Origin of the sequence: Bradyrhizobium erythrophlei (assembly GCF_900129425.1) — a bacterium.
GTDB lineage: Bacteria > Pseudomonadota > Alphaproteobacteria > Rhizobiales > Xanthobacteraceae > Bradyrhizobium > Bradyrhizobium erythrophlei_C.
Map to the genome: position 1 here is coordinate 5,752,404 of NZ_LT670817.1, position 18,008 is coordinate 5,770,411.

An 18,008-nucleotide genomic window follows, 5' to 3' on the forward strand; every position below is an offset into this window, starting at 1 on the left:
CTCGCGCAATTAGAGTTAAAGCAGGCGCTGGCTCTTGCCGCACGGCCCGCGATGGTTGTATGTTGCGCCCGGGACTGGGGCTGTTGTCAATGAAGATTATCTTTCCGGAACGCTCGCTCGGGCTGGGCGGTTGACGCACTCGCGCGCGACCCAGGCACCCATTTGATCGTTCACGCGCCTGCCGGCCAGGAACACCTGCGGATGATACCCCTCGCGTTCCGCACGATGCGTCAAATAATATGGGTCGACGCCAATGCAGTGCCCTCCCACGAGGCCCGGGGTGAACTTGAGAAAATTCCATTTGGTGCCTGCGGCGGCGAGGACATCAGATGTATCGATATCAAGCGGGCGGAAGACCAGCGCCAGTTCGTTAATGAGCGCTATATTCAGGTCGCGCTGGGTATTCTCAATGACCTTCGCGGCCTCGGCGACCCTGATCGATGGCGCCTTGTGAATTCCCGCGGTGACCACCTCGCCATACACGTCCGCTACAATTTCGAGCGTCCTTGCATCCTGGCCTGAGACAACCTTGTTGATGCTTTCCAGGCGATGCTCGAGGTCACCAGGGTTGATGCGCTCCGGACTATAGCCAACATAAATATCGACGCCGCACTTCAGACCGGATTCGCGTTCGAGGATCGGAACACAGTCTTCCTCCGTGGCGCCGGGATAGACTGTCGACTCGTAGACGACAATGTCGCCCTTTTTGAGGGCTTTTCCCACTGTGCGCGACGCCGCGAAAACGGTCGACATATCCGGTTGGTTTGCAGCATCGATCGGCGTCGGCACGGTCACGATAAAAAAATCCGCGGCGCGCAAGTCGTCGGCGTTAGCGCTGACGTTCATGTCAAGTGAGCGCAACTCGGCTTCGGTTGCCTCCAGCGTACGATCAAAATAAAGAGGGAGTTCCTCGACCCTGCTAACATCGATATCGAAGCCGACCGCGAGAGCGCCTAATTTGCCAAACGCGAGCGCCACCGGTGGGCCAACGTAGCCGAGACCTACGACCCCCACTTTTCGGCTTAAACGCCGCAATTTGGCTCCTATTGCCCGCAAATTCTAAGTCTTTTGTACTAGCGTTGAGGGTCCCGTGCGTCAATTTTAATCGGAACAAGGAAGATAGAGCTTTCGAAGTCTGTCCCACCGGTTGCCCGTAAATAATCTTTACAATCGGAGCTACCGCAGAATAAAAGCACCCACAGTAGAATTGGGCAGTAGTCGATGGTGGGCAAATCACATGGTCCCGTTAAAGACAAATACCGCCCGACGCGCCATTTGTCTTGCGATTGACGCATCCAATATACGTGTCGGAGGGGGCGTCACGCATCTCATCGAATTTTTGAGAGAGGCCGACCCGACTTCTCGCGGCTTCGAGCGAATCGTTGTCTGGGGCTGCGCCTCCACGCTCGCTCGCCTCGAGGACAGGCCCTGGCTTGAAAAACGAACCGACGCCGCGCTTGAGGCGCACCTTCTGAAGCGCATCATTTGGCAGCGCCGGGTGTTGCCGAGACATCTGCGGGAAACGAAAGCGGACCTGCTGTTGGTACCAGGCGGATCAATTGTGCCCCGGTTCCATCCGGTGGCGACGATGAGCCGCAACATGCTGCCCTTTCAGTGGCCCGAACTGAAGCGATTTGGCTTTTCCGTAACCACCCTGAAGCTGGTGCTGTTGCGGTTCAACCAGAGCTTTTCGTTCAAACGCGCGGATGGGACCATTTTTCTCACGCGATATGCCTACGACGCGGTCACGAAAACAACCGGACCGCTGGAGGGGAAAACGTCGATCATTCCCCACGGCGTCGACACGCGATTTCGCATGCCCCCTCGCCCGCAGCGAACGGCTGCCGAATTGACGATATCGGATCCATTGCGCGTTGTGTATGTTTCCACTGTCGACGAATTCAAGCATCAGTGGCATGTCGTGGAGGGAATCGGTCGCCTGCACAACGAGGGCATCCCGATCCGCCTGGATCTCTACGGCGGCGCAAGGCCCAGCACCCTGCCCCGCTTGTCGGAGGCTCTGAGCAGGGTAGACGCCCAAGGGGAGTTCATCCGCTACTGGGGCGCGGTGGACTACAAGGAAATCCACAAGTGCTATGAGGCGGCTGACATCTGCGTATTCGCGTCCAGCTGCGAGAACATGCCCAACATTTTGATCGAGAGCATGGCCGCGGGCCTGCCAATCGCCTGCTCCGATCGTGGCCCTATGCCGGAGATGCTCGGTGACGCCGGCGTATATTTCGACCCCGAGAATTCGGTAAGCATTGCCGATGCAGTGAGGCAGCTTGCTAGGAGCCCTGAATTGCGCGCTGAAAAAGCCTTGGCCGCATCAATGGCTGCCTCGAAATTCTCCTGGTCCCGTTGTGCAGGAGAGACTTTTGACTTCCTGGAAGCCATAGTGCGGGAACACCAGAAGCGTCGCGCTGAGTAAAGTTCTGCTGTCGTCAGCACACCTACCAAAGGGATTGATCACGAAATGCGGATTTTGGTGACAGGCAATGCAGGTTTCATCGGATTTCACGTTGCGGCTCACCTGCTTCAACGAGGCGACTCGGTCGTCGGAGCCGACGTAGTAAACGACTATTATTCACCCGCGATCAAAGAGTCGCGACTGACCCTGCTTGAACAGTGCGCCTTGCAGAGCTCAGGGGAATATCGCTTTCATCGAGTAAATCTCGCCGATCCCGCAGGCGTGAAAGCCTGCTTTTCGGATTGCCCCTTCGACCGCGTCATTCACCTCGCGGCGCAGGCAGGCGTGCGTTACAGCCTGGAAAATCCGGCGGCGTATGTTGAAAGCAACCTCATTGCCTTCACCAATATCCTCGAGGCCTGCCGACATTCGAACGTGAAGCATCTGACCTACGCCAGCACGAGCAGCGTCTATGGCGCCAACACCAGCATGCCGTTCAGCGAAAGTCAGGGGGTCGATCACCCCTTGCAGTTTTATGCGGCGACCAAGCGCGCCAACGAATTGATGGCGCACAGCTACAGCCATCTGTTCAGGTTGCCGACGAGCGGATTGCGCTTCTTTACGGTGTACGGACCATGGGGCCGGCCGGATATGGCTCTGTCCCTGTTTACCAAGAATATTCTCGCGGGCAAGCCAATCAAACTGTTCAACAATGGTGAACACGTGCGGGACTTCACGTATGTCGACGACATCGTTGAGGGCGTCGTCCGGGTAAGCGATGATATCGCCGGTCCCGATCCCGACTGGACCAGTGACTACCCGAACCCGGCAACCAGCAATGCGCCGTTCCGTCTGCTCAACATAGGCAACAGCTCACCGGTTCATCTCACCGAATATGTCGAGGCGATCGAGGAGGCGCTCGGCAAGAAGGCAATTAGGGAATTGCTTCCGCTGCAACCCGGAGACGTGCCGAACACCTACGCGGACGTGAGTTCCCTGATGAAAGCAGTCGCATATCGTCCGAACACCCCTGTCCGAGTGGGAGTTGCTCGCTTCGTGGAGTGGTATCGCCAATACTTTCAGGTATAGGCCGACGAATTCGGCTATCATCCCCCTCACGGCCGACGTGATATGTCAGCCAGATCAGACAAGACGCGCGTCCGACGTGAGCTGAAGTGGGTCCGGTGCTAAGAACATTGTTTCGTCATTCATTTTGGAACGCGGTGGCAACATTCAGCCACCAAGGCTCGACTTTTATCAGCAACTTTCTTGTGATTAAGCTGCTCGATCATGCGACCTATGGAAAGTACTCACTGATCAATCTGACCGCGTTCTACGCGGCAACCATCTTGCAGTTTGCCGTCGGCTCGACAGTTCCGAAATTTGTGGCTCGTTATGCAGACGATCCTGTCCGAATACGCTCGGTGGTCTGGATTGGCGGAGCATTCACGTTCGCAAGCGGACTACTGGGGTTCGGCATCCTTGCCTTGTCTTCCGGTGTCCTGGCCCGCAGTGCTTTTGTCGAGCCCTCGCTGACAAGGCCACTGATGATCGTGTCTCTCGCCGTGCCGAGCCTGATCGGCATGGTGTACCTCGGAGGATTGCTGCAGGGACTTCACGACTTTCGATCACTCGCCGCATCCTCAATTGTATCCGGCGTACTATTCATCGCAATCGTGACGGCCGGCGCCTGGACCGGTGACCTGACCAGAGCAATTTGGGCTCTGGTTGCGGGTTCAACACTGCGCAGTGTGATCCTCGGCTGCGCAACGCTAGCCGCCTTGAAAGGAAGGGCGATTGGGCGAGGTTTCTCCTGGTGCAAAGTGCCAAATGAGATAACGCGCGAAATCTTCAAATTTCAAATCCCGGCTGGTTTGGCGGGATTCGTCACGCTCCCGACGCTCTGGTTGATCCCCACGATTTTGACGCGAAACACGCAGAATTTTTCCGACGTTGCCCTGTACAGCGTCATAATCATGATCAAGACGTTGATCGTAATTCCTGCATCCGTCGTCTCTCTTGCCTTGCAACCTTCGGCGGAGCGAGCGCACGCATCGGGCCAGTTCGATCTGGCGATGCGCGTGTTCCGAACCAGTACGCTTGGGGTGTTTACCATCGCCGCGGCAGCAGCAATCTTCTTTGCAGTCTTCGCGAAGGAAGTTATGGCCGTCTTCGGACGAAGTTTTACGGTCGCGAGCTTTGAACTGCAATTGATGATGGTCGCAGCGATCGCAGAGGCGGTTGCTGTCAGTCTCTACATGAGGATTCAGGCGGCCAGCCGCATGTGGGGCTCGATCTTCGCGACACTCTTGCCTCGTGATTTGGCAATGTTGGCTATCGTCGCGGCATTTACAACCAAATACGGTCTACTGGCGGCAGTGACCGCTCATGTCGTGGGAGCGATCATAAATCTGATAGGGGTCTATTGGCTCAGCATGAAATCGATGGGCCAAGGAACAGCGTACCTGGACACCCAGCTCTCCAGCCGTCGCGAGTAGAAGCCGCTAAATACTGAGACTACCCCCAGCAGATCTCAGCAATGCTCTTCCTCAGTCCATGAACACCACGGTCTTGCGGCCGTTGAGGATGACGCGATCGTCGAGATGGTAGCGCATCGCGCGCGCCAGCACGCGACGCTCGATGCACCGGCGATCCCGTGGCGCCCGGCGACGTTGGCGAGATCGTCGTCACTTCACTCGATCCGCATCATCCCTGGATCCGGCTTGCGCTCGGCGACCTCACGGCGGCCTTGTCGGGTGCGAGCCCCTGCAAGCGTACCAACATGCGCATCAAGGGGCTGGATGGGCCGCGCCGACCGACCACCAAGGTCAAAGGCATGTTCGCGCGCCCCGAGCAGATCGCCGAGATCGGCAGGCGCCATCCCGAACTCGGACGGCTGCGTCTTGTCGTGACTCGCGCGGGCGAGAGCGACGTGAAGACGCTGAAGGCGGAAACGGCCTCGCCGACCGGGCCGCTTCACGACGAACTGGCCGCAAACCTGCGCGCGGTGACAAAACTCAGCGGCAATGTCGAGCTGGTAGGTGCCGGGACGCTGCCGAACGATGGCAAGGTGATTGCAGACGAGCGCTAGCCCTGCTTAGAATTTGCGAACGAGATCGATCACCTCGTCCGGCTGCTTCGCGGTGATCTCCGCGAACATCTGCAGCGACAGGATCCGGCTCTGATCGCGATGGGCTTTCGGAAACTGCTCGGGACGATGTCAGCCGGTCGCTTTACCGAAGTCTTGGTCAGTACAGGCGCGTCGGTGATCTCGTTCGATCTCTCCTCGGCGCTGGTGCAGCGCCTGTTCAACGAGCACAGTTTCACGCGCGTCGCGCACCTGGCAGCCGAATCGCACGTCGACCGGTCTATCCCGGATCCCGACGCCTTCTTGCAAACCAACGCCCTCGGCATGTTCATCTTGCATCTTGCAGCCATAAAGATTGCACGGCTCGACAATCTTGACCCGCGCGCCGAACTCGACGTCACGAACGCCGGCCTGATGCACCTCCGGTCGGTTCACGATGCGACACCCAGCCGGCTCAGGTCCGGCGTGAAGCGCAGCGCCACCTCCTCGCCGGTTTCGATCGATTCATAGAGCGCGGAGATCAATTCCAGGCTCTTGCGCCCTTCCAGCCCGTCCACCAGCGGATGCAACTGCAGATCGGCAAAAGGCACGGGTATCGATCGTAATCCTGTTATTTGTCCGCCAGCAGCCGGCGCGCCGGATTGCCGGCATAGGTACCAGGTTATCACCGATCCCGCCCCGATGACGACATCATCGACGATCCTGACTGGCATGATCGTGGCGTTGGAGCCGATCGAAACCCGATCGCTGCGTCGCCGATGTCGCCCTTCACGAACTGGATGCGGCGATCGGTGATCAGGGGCTCGAGGGCTGCGTTATGTTGGCCGCATACCGGCCGAGCGGCGCGCCACGCGTGTACCAGGTTCTGGCCGATAAATCCCGCGCCGCCGGTGATCAGAACACTATGCATTTGGATGTCGTTAGCTTCAGACGCCTATATGGGATAGAGCGCTACCACTTTGCCGAAAATCAGACAATAATGAACACCTGCAGCGGATGGCCCGGATACAGGCCGCGCCATGCCATCATGCGACCGATCAAGGCCTTTTCTCGATCAACGTCTGCTCGAATATCGTTCGCGGCGTAATGTACCAAAGCAGAAGGAGAAGAGCTCCGCCGTGTGTGATCAACACAGTCGATAGGGGCACATTTAGCAATACCTGGGGAAGAATGGCACCCGATATCAGAACGAAGTGAGGTGGCAACCCGGCTGACAATCGGTTGCTGAAAGCAACGACAAGCCCGCATGCGAATGCAGCAACCGGCGCGAACAGCGTGCCGATCGACGCAATTCCTTCCGTTGCGAATAGCGAGGCGTTGAAATTTCCCAGATCATACTCTCGTTTCATAATCACAGATAGCTGATCTTGATAGGGACAGTGCATGATTAGCTTCAGAACCGAGATCTGACAGAAATACGTAAGATCATGCCGGGAGAAAAAGTGATTGTAGACGTCCATCGCAATCGATGGAATCGCGATCATTCGAAAATTGATCGTATAGAAGAAGAATCCCAGCTTCCCTTTGAAAAGAAGGAGAAAAACAAGCCCTGCCGCCATCGGCCCAAATAGTGAAAGTATTACTGCGGTGCGGGCCTCGAATATCCTGGAAAGCAGCAGCGTGGCGATGAGCCATGCTGGAGTGAGGAGGGCCAACTTGCTTAGCGTGATGGGGTAGAAGATTGCGAGGAGGAGGAGAGTGGCGGCAGCCCACCAGGGCGCCTTTCGCGCGATAAAGCCGGCAAACGCGAACGGCAACAATCCGCTCGAAACAATCGTCACGAGGTAGTTTACGCCAGTCGGAGAACGCATTCTTTCTCGGAAATAATACATATCGTCCAGCGAAACGATTCGAAAATTGTAGAACGAGCCAACAGCGATCGTTGCGACAGCAAGTAAGAGAATGAGCTTCAGTGCCTGGTCAAATGTTCGTTCTGACAGAGTGTATTTTTGAACAATGGGCGATGATACAAAGAGAGCGGGAAGCAGGAATGCAATTGCCGAAGCCGCCGCCGATATCCCGGCGAGCCGGTGATCATAATTCAAGTCGGTGAAAGAGTTCAACCAGAGGTAATCGAGGATCATCGTGTAGAAATAGAATCCTACGAAATAACCAAAACTGAAGGGAGCGAACACAAAAACAGATGAAACGAAGGCGAACGCCACAACTGTTGCAATGGCGATATTCAGTCGGGCCGGATCGTAAAAGATGTGAAACTTCGGCGGAGCGAAGCCAAACAAACTACCATATCTCGTGACGAGAATGAGTGAGGCGCAGCAGACGATGATGTGGAGACAGATCAAAAGCGCTGACTTGTAGTGCGCTCGTAGTTGTAAGCCGTCAGCCATTTGGATCATCATGAGTTCTTAAATAGCCGTGAGGCGACAACTCGCAAGTCGAATGCAACAGGTACGGTCCCGTGACGTCGTGCGGCGGCCGAAGGCCCGAGACAGCACCGTAACACCGCCACATCGCATTGGGATGAGAACTGAAGGCCGTCTGCCTGAACCGCGTCACATTCGCCAGAACCGGACATTCGGCGGCGCGTGTGCACGATCTAGGAGTGCCTTGATATCCATCACAAGGCCGCCGCCGGGCTTCAGCCGTCCAGTTATGAGCGGCCATCCGCCCTGCCTGTATTCGTCGTGTCTTACCGCGAGAATGACGGCGTCGGCTGGCGGCAGATCGGTAAGGGGCGTGGGCGTGACGCCATATTCATGTTGGCACTCCGCCGGGTTGGCGAGAGGATCGGTAACGTGAACGTCCACGCCGAACGAGCGCAGCTCCGTCACAATGTCGATCACTTTGGAGTTCCGGATATCCGGCACATTTTCCTTGAACGTTAATCCAAGGATCACCACCGTCTTGCCGCTGCCACCGCTTAGCAGATTCTTGACGCACTCGCGTGCTATCCAGGCGCCCATTTGATCGTTTACGCGTCTGCCGGCAAGAATCACCTGCGGATGATACCCGGCGCGCTCCGCGCGATGGGTCAGGTAATATGGATCCACGCCAATACAATGTCCTCCAACAAGACCGGGTGTAAATTTAAGAAAATTCCACTTGGTGCCCGCTGCGGCCAGAACGTCGGACGTATCGATACCGAGCAAATTGAAAATCAGCGCCAGTTCGTTGATCAGCGCTATATTCAAGTCGCGCTGGGTATTCTCAATGACCTTTGCGGCTTCGGCCACCTTGATCGACGGCGCCCTGTGAATTCCGGCAGCAACGACAGCACCGTAAACCTGAGCCACAATTTCGAGAGTCTCTGCATCCTGCCCTGAGACAACTTTCGTAATGGTTTCAAAGCGGCGTTGTGCGTCCCCCGGATTGATACGTTCCGGGCTGTAGCCAACACGAAAATCTATTCCGTTTTTCAGTCCCGACTCGCGCTCGAGCAGCGGAACGCAGTCTTCCTCTGTTGCGCCGGGATAAACTGTCGATTCATAAACGACAATGTCACCCTTCTTCAGAGCCTTCCCAACCGTCCGCGATGCGGCAAGAACAATCGACATATCCGGTCGGTTGGTATCATCGATCGGGGTAGGAACGGTAACAATGAAGAAATCAGCCTCCCGCAAATCTGCGGGATCCGAACTCAACCGAATGTTTGCCTTGCGCAACTCATCTTCGGTGGTCTCTCGCGTGCGGTCGTGAAAGCGCTGCAATTCATCGATTCGGCCGCGATCAATATCGAAGCCGACGGCCAAGAGGCCCGCCTTCCCAAAGGCAAGTGCTACTGGCAGCCCAACATAACCAAGGCCAACAACACCGACCTTGCGACCAATCCCATTTAAATCTGCGATAATATCCAGCCAACCTTCCGGAGTTCGGTTAAGCCAAATATCGTTTCGATTTTTGAAAGTCAATCTTCAGAAGCGTCTCGGTTTGATCTTGGACAGAGATGAAACTTCCGACAGCGTCGCTGGTTCGTTGTCGCGGGATGAGGCCGCGAAGCCTAAGAAAGCTGATCCGGACCGGGACTGTGCTTCCCCCCAAGCAAATATCCTAAGCTACAAGCGACAGGGAAAGCGAAACCCGTCGTACTGCAACAGGTGCCGGCTGCCATCGGGCCGTCTCCGGGAGATCAGATGCCCTTCGATTCGTCGCTAGTCGATTGAGGTATTCTATTACTACAACCGTTAGGTATTTCGCCCGCATCGAAGAAAGTCGACTCAGAGCAGGCTGGCGGTTTGCCCACCGACGAGCCGCCGCGGCCCCGGCACCGCGAAATACCGAGTTATATGAAGGAGCGGGAAAGGAAGCGGCCCGGAACTTCCAAGCAAAGGATGACACCGGCACTCCAAACGCCTCACTGTCGGAAACTGTACATTCACCGCGCTGCACCGCTATCGGCACCCCCCTCCTACATGATGAATCCAAGATCTGCTTACCAGTTGTGCAGGTCCCGGTGCGATCGTATATATCAATGCCTGATGGAGCGATTAGAGATTTGCTACCGGGCGCGGGTGGGCGAAGTGGATGCTATAATCGGGAACGCGCAATCGAAAAGCCTGGTCATAGGTGGCACCGGACTTGTCGGCGGCTACATCGTCGAGCACCTCGTACGCCGTGGCGAGCGTCCTTCTGCGTTGTCCAGATCGGAGCAGGGCAGGCCAAGCATCGATTGGTTTCGTGGCGATCTTGAGAAGCCTGACACGTTGAATTTCCCGCCGTTTGCGACGCTCTATTGCACCGCTGACGCCATTCTCCTAGCAAACGCCCTTCCCCGGCTCCTCAACCCATCATTGCAGCGCCTCGTCGCCTTCAGTTCGACCAGCGTGATCACGAAACGGGATTCGGAAGTCCCGGCCGAATGGGAGACGATCAGAAAACTCGCCGGCGCCGAGCGAACGATCGCTGCGGCATGCGAACAGCACAATGTAGGCTGGACGATATTGCGCCCCACGCTCATCTACACCGAGGGTCGCGACACCAATATCACACCGTTGTCGCGGCTGATCCGCCGCTTCGGTTTCATGCCGCTTGTCGGGGGAGGACCGGGTTTGCGGCAACCGGTGCATGCGGAGGATCTGGCCATCGGAGCCGTCGCCGCGGCATCGAGTCCCGCCGCCGTTAACAAGATTTATTCGCTACCGGGTGGGGAAACGCTCACCTACCGCGAGATGGTTGGCCGAATATTCGACGGACTGCGGCTGCCACGGCGCACCATTTCGGCGCCCCCTTTTCTATGGAGAACCGGCTTTGTTCTAGCAAAGCCGCTTTTTCCCAGTGCGAATGTGGCGATGGGTATTCGTATGATGAAGGACATGACATTCGATTCCGCGCCTGCAGTTCGGGACTTCGGCTGGAAGCCACGGAAATTCAATCCCGTGTTCGAGTAGCCTCCCGAACCCGAACTTCGGCACCGGCCTGCCTGGCCTGTCAATCCATAAACACCACGGTCTTGCGGCCGTTGAGGATCACGCGGTCCTCCAGGTGATAGCGTATCGCACGCGCCAGCACGCGGCGTTCGATGTCGCGTCCCTTGCGGACGAGATCGTCGGGCGTGTCGCGATGGCTGATGCGCTCGACGTCCTGGTCGATGATCGGGCCCTCATCGAGGTCGCTGGTGACGTAATGCGCGGTGGCACCGATCAGTTTGACGCCGCGCTCGTGCGCCTGATGGTAGGGCCGCGCGCCCTTGAAGCCCGGCAGGAACGAGTGATGGATGTTGATGCAGCGCCCCGAAAGCTTCGCCGACATCTCGTCCGAGAGGATTTGCATGTAGCGCGCAAGCACGACGAGATCGGTTTTTGTCTGCCCGGCCAAATCCCAGATCGCGGTCTCCTGCTCGCGCCTGGTCTCCTTCGTCACCGGCAAATAGTGAAACGGGATGTCGCCGAAATCGAGATTGCTGTAGGTCTCGCGCGGGTGATTGGAGACGATGGCGGTCGGAATCATCTCGAGTTCGCCGGTGCGCCAGCGATACAGGAGATCGGCGAGGCAGTGATCGGATTTGGAGACCAGCAGCATCACCCGGCGGCGGGTGGCGCGGTCGCGCATCTGCCAGTCCATGCCGAAGCGCTCCGCGATCGCCGTGAACCCGGTCTGCAGCGTTGCCAGATTGACCGCCAGATCGGCGGCGTTGAAGACGACCCGCATGAAGAAGTGACCGGTCTCGACATCGTTGAACTGCTGGGCGTCGAGAATGTTCTGCCCATTATGGGCCAGGAACGTCGAAACAGCCGAGACGATGCCGGGGCGATCCGGACAGGACAGTGTCAACACGTATTGATGGTCGGGCATGGAGGCGCTTGTCTATCATTCGAAAAACGGATGGAACCGGGATTTTGCGGCCCTGCTCTATCACCCGTCACGCCCTTGCGCCAATCCCCGCCCCGGCGCCAGGATGAACAAACAAAAGGCGATCGGCGTTAGAGCAAGATCATGGCTGACAGACTGAACGGCTATCGGATTCTCATCCTGGAAACGCGCGAGGAAGCGCTGTTTTCCCGCCTGCTCACCGAGCAGGGCGCGGATGTGCTGCAATGCCCGATGTTCACTATCCGCGATGCCCCTGATTCCGCGCCGATCGAGGCCTGGATCCAGCGTTTCATCGAAAAGCCGTGCGACGATCTGGTGCTGATGACCGGGGAAGGCCTGCGACGCCTGATGAAGGTCGCGCGGAGGATCAATCTGGAACAGGAGTTCATCGCCGCGGTCGGCAGAGCGCGAAAGTTTGCCCGCGGGCCGAAGCCCGGCCGGGCGCTGCGCGAGATCGGACTGGAGCCGCAGGTGACGACGGAGAAGCCGACCTCCGAAGGCATCGCCGAGATGCTCGCGCGGGTCGATCTGAAAGGCCGTCGCGTCGGCCTGCAGCTTTATCCCGACAAGGATCACGGCGTCCTGATCGGCGCCATATCGTCGCAAGGCGCCGGGGTCGATACCGTGCTTCCTTACGTCTACGACGCGCAGGCGGCCGAGACCAACATCATCACCGCGATCGACGAGATGGCGCAGGGCCGCATCGACGCCATTGCGCTGACCAGTTCGGGGCAGGTCCGACGCCTGATCGAGGTGGCGCAGGCGCATCGATGTGAAGACAGGTTGCGCGAGGGGCTTAAGCGCACGCCGATCGCGTCGGTCGGGCCGGTGGTCTCGGACGAACTGAAATCACAGGGCCTGCGCGCCGACATCTATCCCGCCAGCGACGCTTTTTTCATGAAGCCGCTGATATCGGCGATGGCGGCCGCGCTCGGGAAAAACCCGCCCCGGGGCGCTGCACAGTCTTCATGACTTTGATTCGTTCAAGTACGCCTGATAGGCGAGCCTGAGCCCGTCCTCGAGCGAGGTGCGGGCGCGCCAGCCCAGTTTGGCAAGACGGCTGACGTCGAGCAATTTACGCGGCGTGCCGTCGGGCCGCGAAGTATCGAAGCTGATGTCGCCGGTATATCCGATGGTCGCGGCCACCACGCGCGCGAATTCGGCAATCGTTATGTCCTCGCCGGTACCGATGTTGATCAGCTCCGGACTAGAATAATTCTTCATCAGATGGATGCAGGCGTCCGCCATATCGTCGACATAGAGGAATTCCCGCCGCGGCATGCCGGTGCCCCAGACCGTGACGTTCGAAGCCCCGGAAAGCTTCGCTTCATGAAACCGGCGGATCAGCGCGGCGACGACGTGGCTGTATTCGGGGTGATAATTGTCGCCCGGCCCGTAGAGATTGGTCGGCATCACATTGACGAAGTCGGAGCCATACTGGCTGCGATAGGCTTCGACCATTTTAATGCCGGCGATCTTGGCGATGGCATAGGGCTCGTTGGTCGGCTCCAGCGGTCCGGTCAACATGGAGTCCTCGCGCAACGGCTGCGGCGCGAGCTTCGGGTAGATGCAGGATGAGCCGAGAAACATCAGCTTCTCGGCGCCATTGACATGCGCGGCGTGGATCGCATTGGTTGCGATGATCAAATTGTCGTAGATGAATTCGGCGCGCAGGGTGTTGTTGGCGACGATGCCGCCGACCTTTGCCGCCGCCAGAAACACGACCTGCGGGCGCATTTTCGCAAACCAGGCGAACATCGCGGCCTGATCGCGCAAATCGACCTCGCTGCGTCCCGCCGTCAGCAGCTCGACATTTTCCCGGGCGAGTCTGCGCACCAGCGCAGCCCCGACCATCCCGCGATGTCCGGCAACGAAGACCGTTTTGCCTTTCAGCTCAAACGGGGTTCTTGCCATTGGCGACCTCCCGCCGGGCAATCGCAAGGTCGCCCGCCACCATTTCCTTGACCAGTTGCGCAAAACTCGTCTTCGGCTTCCAGCCGAGCTTCTGGCGCGCCTTGCTGGCGTCGCCGACCAGCTCATCGACTTCGGTGGGGCGGAAATACACGGGATCGATGCGAACCAGCGTCTTGCCGGACTTCCTGTCGACGCCGGTTTCCTCGATGCCCTTGCCGCGCCACTCGATGCTGCGGCCGACCTCGGCGAGTGCAAGTTCGACGAATTCGCGCACCGAACGGGTCTCGCCGGTCGCCAGTACGAAATCGTCGGGCTCGTCGGCCTGCAAGATCATGTGCATGCCTTCGACATAGTCCCTGGCGTGACCCCAGTCGCGTTTCGCGCTGAGGTTTCCGAGATAAAGCGTGTCTTCGAGACCGGTCTCGATGCGGGCGATGCTGCGCGTGATCTTGCGCGTCACGAAGGTTTCGCCGCGGATCGGACTTTCATGATTGAACAGGATGCCGTTCGAGGCATACATGCCGTAGGCCTCGCGGTAGTTGACCGTGATCCAGTAGCCGTAAAGCTTGGCGACGCCATAGGGCGAGCGCGGATAGAACGGCGTGGTCTCCTTTTGCGGGACCTCCTGAACCAGACCGTAGAGTTCCGAGGTGGAGGCCTGATAGAACCGGGTCTCCTTTTCCATGCCGAGGATCCGGATCGCCTCCAATAGCCGCAGCACGCCGATCGCGTCGGCATTGGCGGTATATTCCGGGCTTTCGAAGCTGACGCCGACATGGCTCTGGGCCGCGAGGTTGTAGATCTCGGTCGGCCTGATCTGCTGCATCAGCCGGATCAGGTTGGTCGAATCCGTCATGTCGCCGTAATGCAGCAGGAACGGCACATTGCCGGCGTGGGGGTCCTCGTAGAGGTGATCGACGCGCGCGGTGTTGAATGAGGATGACCGCCGCTTGACGCCATGGACGGTGTAGCCAAGGCCGAGCAGATATTCGGCGAGATAGGCGCCGTCTTGCCCGGTAACGCCGGTGAGGAGCGCAACGCGCCGTTTCGAATCCTGAACCGCCATTTTCACTCCAAGCAGGCGTCGGCACCGCCCAAGCGCAGCTCAACGCCGACGAACCACAGACCTTGCGCGCTGGACCGGCCCGCGCCCGCTGCCGCAGACCGGGCGTGCCAACCCCTAGCATGTCCCCATTTGACCGGCCAAATCGACCGCGGACCGGCCTTCAGATCGCGGCGCAGGCCATAGCATTCGACCCCGGTGAAGTCTAATACCAAAGTCGATCGGCCCGGGGCAGTCCGGTACCTGCGACAAGTGCAGCCGTTGACGCGGTGGGGCGGGTGAAACAGGTTGACCAGCTGCGATGAACCGGGTTGATCTCGTCAATCGCCGGACAAAGAGCGCGTCAAGCGCCCCGGAACGACTGCGCCTATTCTGATCGCAAAACCGGATTCGGCCTGATCAGGCTTGCAGAATGCGCCCTGAGGGAGGGAATGCGTGGAACACGCTTTGGAGGTGCGCGGGGTGTCACTGCGCTTTGGCGGCGTGCGCGCGCTCACCGAGGTCAGTTTCGGCGTCAACCACGGCGAACTGTTCTCGATCATCGGCCCCAACGGCGCCGGCAAGACCTCGATCGTCAACTGCATCTCGGGCCGCTACCGGCCGACCGAAGGCCAGTTGTTCTATCGCGGGCAAGACATCACCTCGCTCAATCCGAACGCGCGGCCCCGGCTCGGCATCGGGCGCACCTTCCAGAACCTCGCGCTGTTTCACCATATGAGCGTGCTCGACAACATCATGGTCGGGCGGCATCACCTGCTGAAGAATAATTTCATCACGGGATCGCTGTACTGGCTGACCGGCGCGCGGCGCGAAGAACTCGAGCATCGCCGCAAGGTCGAGGAGATCATCGATTTCCTCGATCTGCAGTCGGTGCGCAAGGCCACCGCGGGCACCCTTCCCTACGGCCTGCGCAAGCGGGTCGAACTCGCCCGCGCCATGGCGCTGGAGCCGCAACTGATCCTGCTCGACGAGCCGATGGCCGGCATGAACTTCGAGGAAAAGGAGGACATGGCGCGCTACATCGTCGACCTCAACGAGGAGTTCGGCATGACGGTCATGATGATCGAGCACGACATGGGCGTGGTGATGGATATTTCCCACCGTGTCATGGTGCTGGATTTCGGCCGCAAGATCGCCGAAGGCGATCCGGCCGCGGTGCTGGCCGATCCCCATGTGAAGCGCGCCTATCTCGGTGAGGAAGACGAGGTTCTGGTCGATCCCGACGATGCGTCGGCGCCCGCGGAGAGCGCGGCATGATGGATTATGCCGGCCGGGTCGCGCAGGCCGATACCTATCCAAAACTGTTGCGCCTCAACGCCAAAGAACATGGCGGCGAGATCGCGCTGCGCGAAAAGGATCTCGGGCTCTGGCGGGGGTTCACCTGGAACGACTATCAAGCCCGGGTGCACGACTTCGCGCTCGGCATGGTCGAACTCGGCCTTGGGAGCGGCGACGTCATCGGCATCATCGGCGACAACCGGCCGGACTGGGTCTCGGCCGAAATCGCGACGCATGCGATCGGCGCCATGTCGCTCGGCCTCTATCGTGATGTGCTGGATGAAGAAGCCGCCTATCTGCTCAGCTATGGCGAAGCCAAACTGGTATTCGCCGAGGACGAAGAGCAGGTCGATAAGCTGCTGGCGCTCGCGGGTCGCGTGCCGAACCTCAGACACATCATCTATTCCGACCCGCGCGGCATGCGGAAATACGACGACCCCCGCCTGATGGAAGCCGACAAGCTCGCCGCATTAGGACGCGACCGCGCCGCCCGCGAGCCCGGTCTGTACGACAGGCTGGTCGACCTGACCTAGGGTGAAGACGTCGCGATCCTCTGCACCACCTCCGGCACCACAGCCAATCCAAAGCTGGCGATGCTCGCGGCAGGACGGGTGCTGCGGCATTGCGCGACCTACCTCGCGTTCGATCCGAAGGGACCGGACGACGAATACGTGTCGGTGCTGCCGCTGCCCTGGATCATGGAACAGGTTTATGCGCTCGGCAAAGGCTTGCTGTGCCGGATGAAGATCAACTTCGTCGAACAGCCCGATACCATGATGAACGATCTTCGCGAAATCGCGCCGACCTTCGTGCTGTTCGCACCGAGGGTCTGGGAATCGATCGCCGCCGACGTGCGCGCCGGCGTGATGGACTCCTCCCCGCTCAAACAAAGGCTCTACGAGCTCGGCATGAAGGCGGGACTGGCGGCGCTGGCGCAGGGCAAACACTCGATGATCGCGGATGCGCTGCTGTTTCGCGCCCTTCGCGACCGCCTCGGCTTTACCCGGCTGCGCTCGGCGGCGACCGGAGGCGCCGCGCTCGGTCCCGATACCTTCAAATTCTTTCAGGCGATGGGCGTGCCGTTGCGCACGCTCTACGGCCAGACCGAATTGCTCGGGGCCTATACCCTGCATCCCCTCGGGGAGGTCGATCCGGATACCACCGGCGTGCCGATGGCCGGCAACATCGAAATCCGGGTCGAAAATCCGGATATCCACGGCGTCGGCGAGATCGTGGTCCGCCACCCCAACATGTTCCTCGGCTACTACAAGAGTCCGGAAGCCTCGGCCGCCGACATGAAGGATGGCTGGATGCACTCGGGCGACGCCGGCTATTTCAACGACAACCGGCAGCTCGTGGTGATCGACCGCATCAAGGACCTTGCCGAAACCTCGCGCGGCGAACGGTTCTCGCCGCAATACATCGAGAACAAGCTGAAATTCTCGCCCTACATCGCCGAAACCGTGGTGCTGGGCGCCGGCCGCGACGCGCTCGCGGCGATGATCTGCATCCGCTTCTCGATCATCTCGAAATGGGCGGAGAAACACCGGATCTCGTTCACCACCTACACCGATCTCGCCTCGCGGCCGGAAGTCTACGCGCTGCTGCGCAAGGAGGTCGAAACCGTCAATGCCACGCTGCCGCCGGCGCAGCGCATTTCCAGGTTTCTGCTGCTGTACAAGGAGCTCGACGCCGATGACGGCGAACTGACCCGCACCCGAAAAGTCCGCCGCAGCGTCATCAACGAGAAATACGCTGACATCATCGACGCAATCTATGGCGGCAAGCGCGACATTCCCATCGATACCGTGATCCGCTTCCAGGACGGCACCACCCAGCGCATCCGCACCACGCTCGCGGTGGTGGATATCGCGCGCGATGGAGCGGTGGCGGAGGCCGCGGAATGAACCAAAATCGGCGTTTCCCACCACCGTCATGGCCGGGCTTGTCCCGGCCATCCACATCTTTTTTAGAGTCATCAAGCAAGA

At 59.1% G+C, this 18,008-nt stretch carries 13 protein-coding genes and 5 pseudogenes; 9 read left to right on the forward strand and 9 right to left on the reverse strand.

Annotation, left to right across the window (positions count from 1 at the left end; all coding sequences use genetic code 11):
- Window positions 1-132: 132 nt before the first annotated feature.
- Window positions 133-1,047: pseudogene (locus B5527_RS27595) on the reverse strand (nucleotide sugar dehydrogenase); the annotation flags it as partial.
- A gap of 190 nt (window positions 1,048-1,237) precedes the next feature.
- Between B5527_RS27595 and B5527_RS27600 the strand changes: the two are divergent.
- The 3 genes from B5527_RS27600 to B5527_RS27610 all read left to right on the forward strand — a co-directional run bounded on the left by B5527_RS27600 (window position 1,238) and on the right by B5527_RS27610 (window position 4,908).
- Entirely contained in the window at window positions 1,238-2,431 is a 1,194-nt protein-coding gene (locus tag B5527_RS27600; RefSeq protein ID WP_079604340.1) for a glycosyltransferase family 4 protein, read from the forward strand.
- A 45-nt stretch (window positions 2,432-2,476) separates the two neighbouring features.
- Entirely contained in the window at window positions 2,477-3,499 is a 1,023-nt protein-coding gene (locus tag B5527_RS27605; protein ID WP_079604341.1) for an NAD-dependent epimerase, read from the forward strand.
- 95 nt (window positions 3,500-3,594) lie between these two features.
- Window positions 3,595-4,908, forward strand: coding sequence for an oligosaccharide flippase family protein (locus B5527_RS27610; protein ID WP_276329280.1), 1,314 nt, complete (start codon window positions 3,595-3,597; stop codon window positions 4,906-4,908).
- Between the two features lie 51 nt (window positions 4,909-4,959).
- Here the strand turns inward: B5527_RS27610 and purU (B5527_RS44570) are convergent.
- A pseudogene (purU, locus tag B5527_RS44570) lies at window positions 4,960-5,067 on the reverse strand (formyltetrahydrofolate deformylase); the annotation flags it as partial.
- Between purU (B5527_RS44570) and B5527_RS27615 the strand changes: the two are divergent.
- Window positions 5,055-5,501, forward strand: a pseudogene (locus B5527_RS27615) (phenylacetate--CoA ligase family protein); the annotation flags it as partial. The pseudogenes purU (B5527_RS44570) and B5527_RS27615 sit on opposite strands and share 13 nt — an antisense overlap.
- Window positions 5,502-5,627: 126 nt before the next feature.
- A pseudogene (locus B5527_RS47820) lies at window positions 5,628-5,804 on the forward strand (GDP-mannose 4,6-dehydratase); the annotation flags it as partial.
- Between the two features lie 125 nt (window positions 5,805-5,929).
- Here the strand turns inward: B5527_RS47820 and B5527_RS47825 are convergent.
- The 4 genes from B5527_RS47825 to B5527_RS27635 form a co-directional block, all read right to left on the reverse strand.
- Entirely contained in the window at window positions 5,930-6,088 is a 159-nt protein-coding gene (locus tag B5527_RS47825; protein ID WP_172842428.1) for a hypothetical protein, read from the reverse strand.
- 74 nt (window positions 6,089-6,162) lie between these two features.
- Window positions 6,163-6,408: an NAD-dependent epimerase/dehydratase family protein gene (locus B5527_RS46645; RefSeq protein ID WP_079604344.1), complete on the reverse strand. Its 246-nt coding sequence runs from the start codon at window positions 6,406-6,408 to the stop codon at window positions 6,163-6,165.
- Between the two features lie 127 nt (window positions 6,409-6,535).
- The gene (locus tag B5527_RS27630; RefSeq protein WP_245332275.1) at window positions 6,536-7,846 is read right to left on the reverse strand and encodes a hypothetical protein; all 1,311 of its coding nucleotides are present in this window, start codon (window positions 7,844-7,846) and stop codon (window positions 6,536-6,538) included.
- Window positions 7,847-8,011: 165 nt separating this feature from the next.
- The gene (locus tag B5527_RS27635; RefSeq protein ID WP_079607554.1) at window positions 8,012-9,286 is read right to left on the reverse strand and encodes a nucleotide sugar dehydrogenase; all 1,275 of its coding nucleotides are present in this window, start codon (window positions 9,284-9,286) and stop codon (window positions 8,012-8,014) included.
- 648 nt (window positions 9,287-9,934) lie between these two features.
- On the opposite strand from B5527_RS27635, the gene B5527_RS27640 reads away from it, so the two are divergent.
- On the forward strand, window positions 9,935-10,843 hold the full coding sequence (locus B5527_RS27640; RefSeq protein WP_338065038.1) for an NAD-dependent epimerase/dehydratase family protein: 909 nt from the start codon (window positions 9,935-9,937) through the stop codon (window positions 10,841-10,843).
- A 40-nt stretch (window positions 10,844-10,883) separates the two neighbouring features.
- On the opposite strand, the gene purU (B5527_RS27645) is transcribed toward B5527_RS27640, so the two are convergent.
- Window positions 10,884-11,747 (reverse strand): formyltetrahydrofolate deformylase, encoded by an 864-nt coding sequence (gene purU / locus B5527_RS27645; protein ID WP_079604346.1) that lies wholly within the window; start codon window positions 11,745-11,747, stop codon window positions 10,884-10,886.
- A gap of 141 nt (window positions 11,748-11,888) precedes the next feature.
- Between purU (B5527_RS27645) and B5527_RS27650 the strand changes: the two genes are divergently transcribed.
- A complete protein-coding gene (locus tag B5527_RS27650; RefSeq protein ID WP_079604347.1) occupies window positions 11,889-12,737 on the forward strand; it encodes a uroporphyrinogen-III synthase in 849 nt (282 codons plus the stop codon).
- Here the strand turns inward: B5527_RS27650 and fcl are convergent.
- On the reverse strand, window positions 12,732-13,679 hold the full coding sequence (gene fcl, locus B5527_RS27655; RefSeq protein ID WP_079604348.1) for a GDP-L-fucose synthase: 948 nt from the start codon (window positions 13,677-13,679) through the stop codon (window positions 12,732-12,734). The genes B5527_RS27650 and fcl overlap by 6 nt on opposite strands.
- Window positions 13,660-14,745: a GDP-mannose 4,6-dehydratase gene (gmd, locus tag B5527_RS27660; protein ID WP_079604349.1), complete on the reverse strand. Its 1,086-nt coding sequence runs from the start codon at window positions 14,743-14,745 to the stop codon at window positions 13,660-13,662. Before gmd ends, fcl begins: the two co-directional genes overlap by 20 nt.
- Window positions 14,746-15,177: 432 nt before the next feature.
- Between gmd and B5527_RS27670 the strand changes: the two genes are divergently transcribed.
- Together B5527_RS27670 and B5527_RS27675 are read left to right on the forward strand one after the other, a co-directional pair.
- Window positions 15,178-15,999 carry an ABC transporter ATP-binding protein gene (locus tag B5527_RS27670; protein ID WP_079604351.1) on the forward strand — a complete coding sequence of 274 codons (822 nt, stop codon included), beginning with the start codon at window positions 15,178-15,180 and terminating at the stop codon, window positions 15,997-15,999.
- A pseudogene (locus tag B5527_RS27675) lies at window positions 15,996-17,927 on the forward strand (long-chain fatty acid--CoA ligase). The gene B5527_RS27670 and the pseudogene B5527_RS27675 overlap by 4 nt, the downstream one beginning before the upstream one ends.
- The last annotated feature ends 81 nt before the right edge of the window (window positions 17,928-18,008 follow it).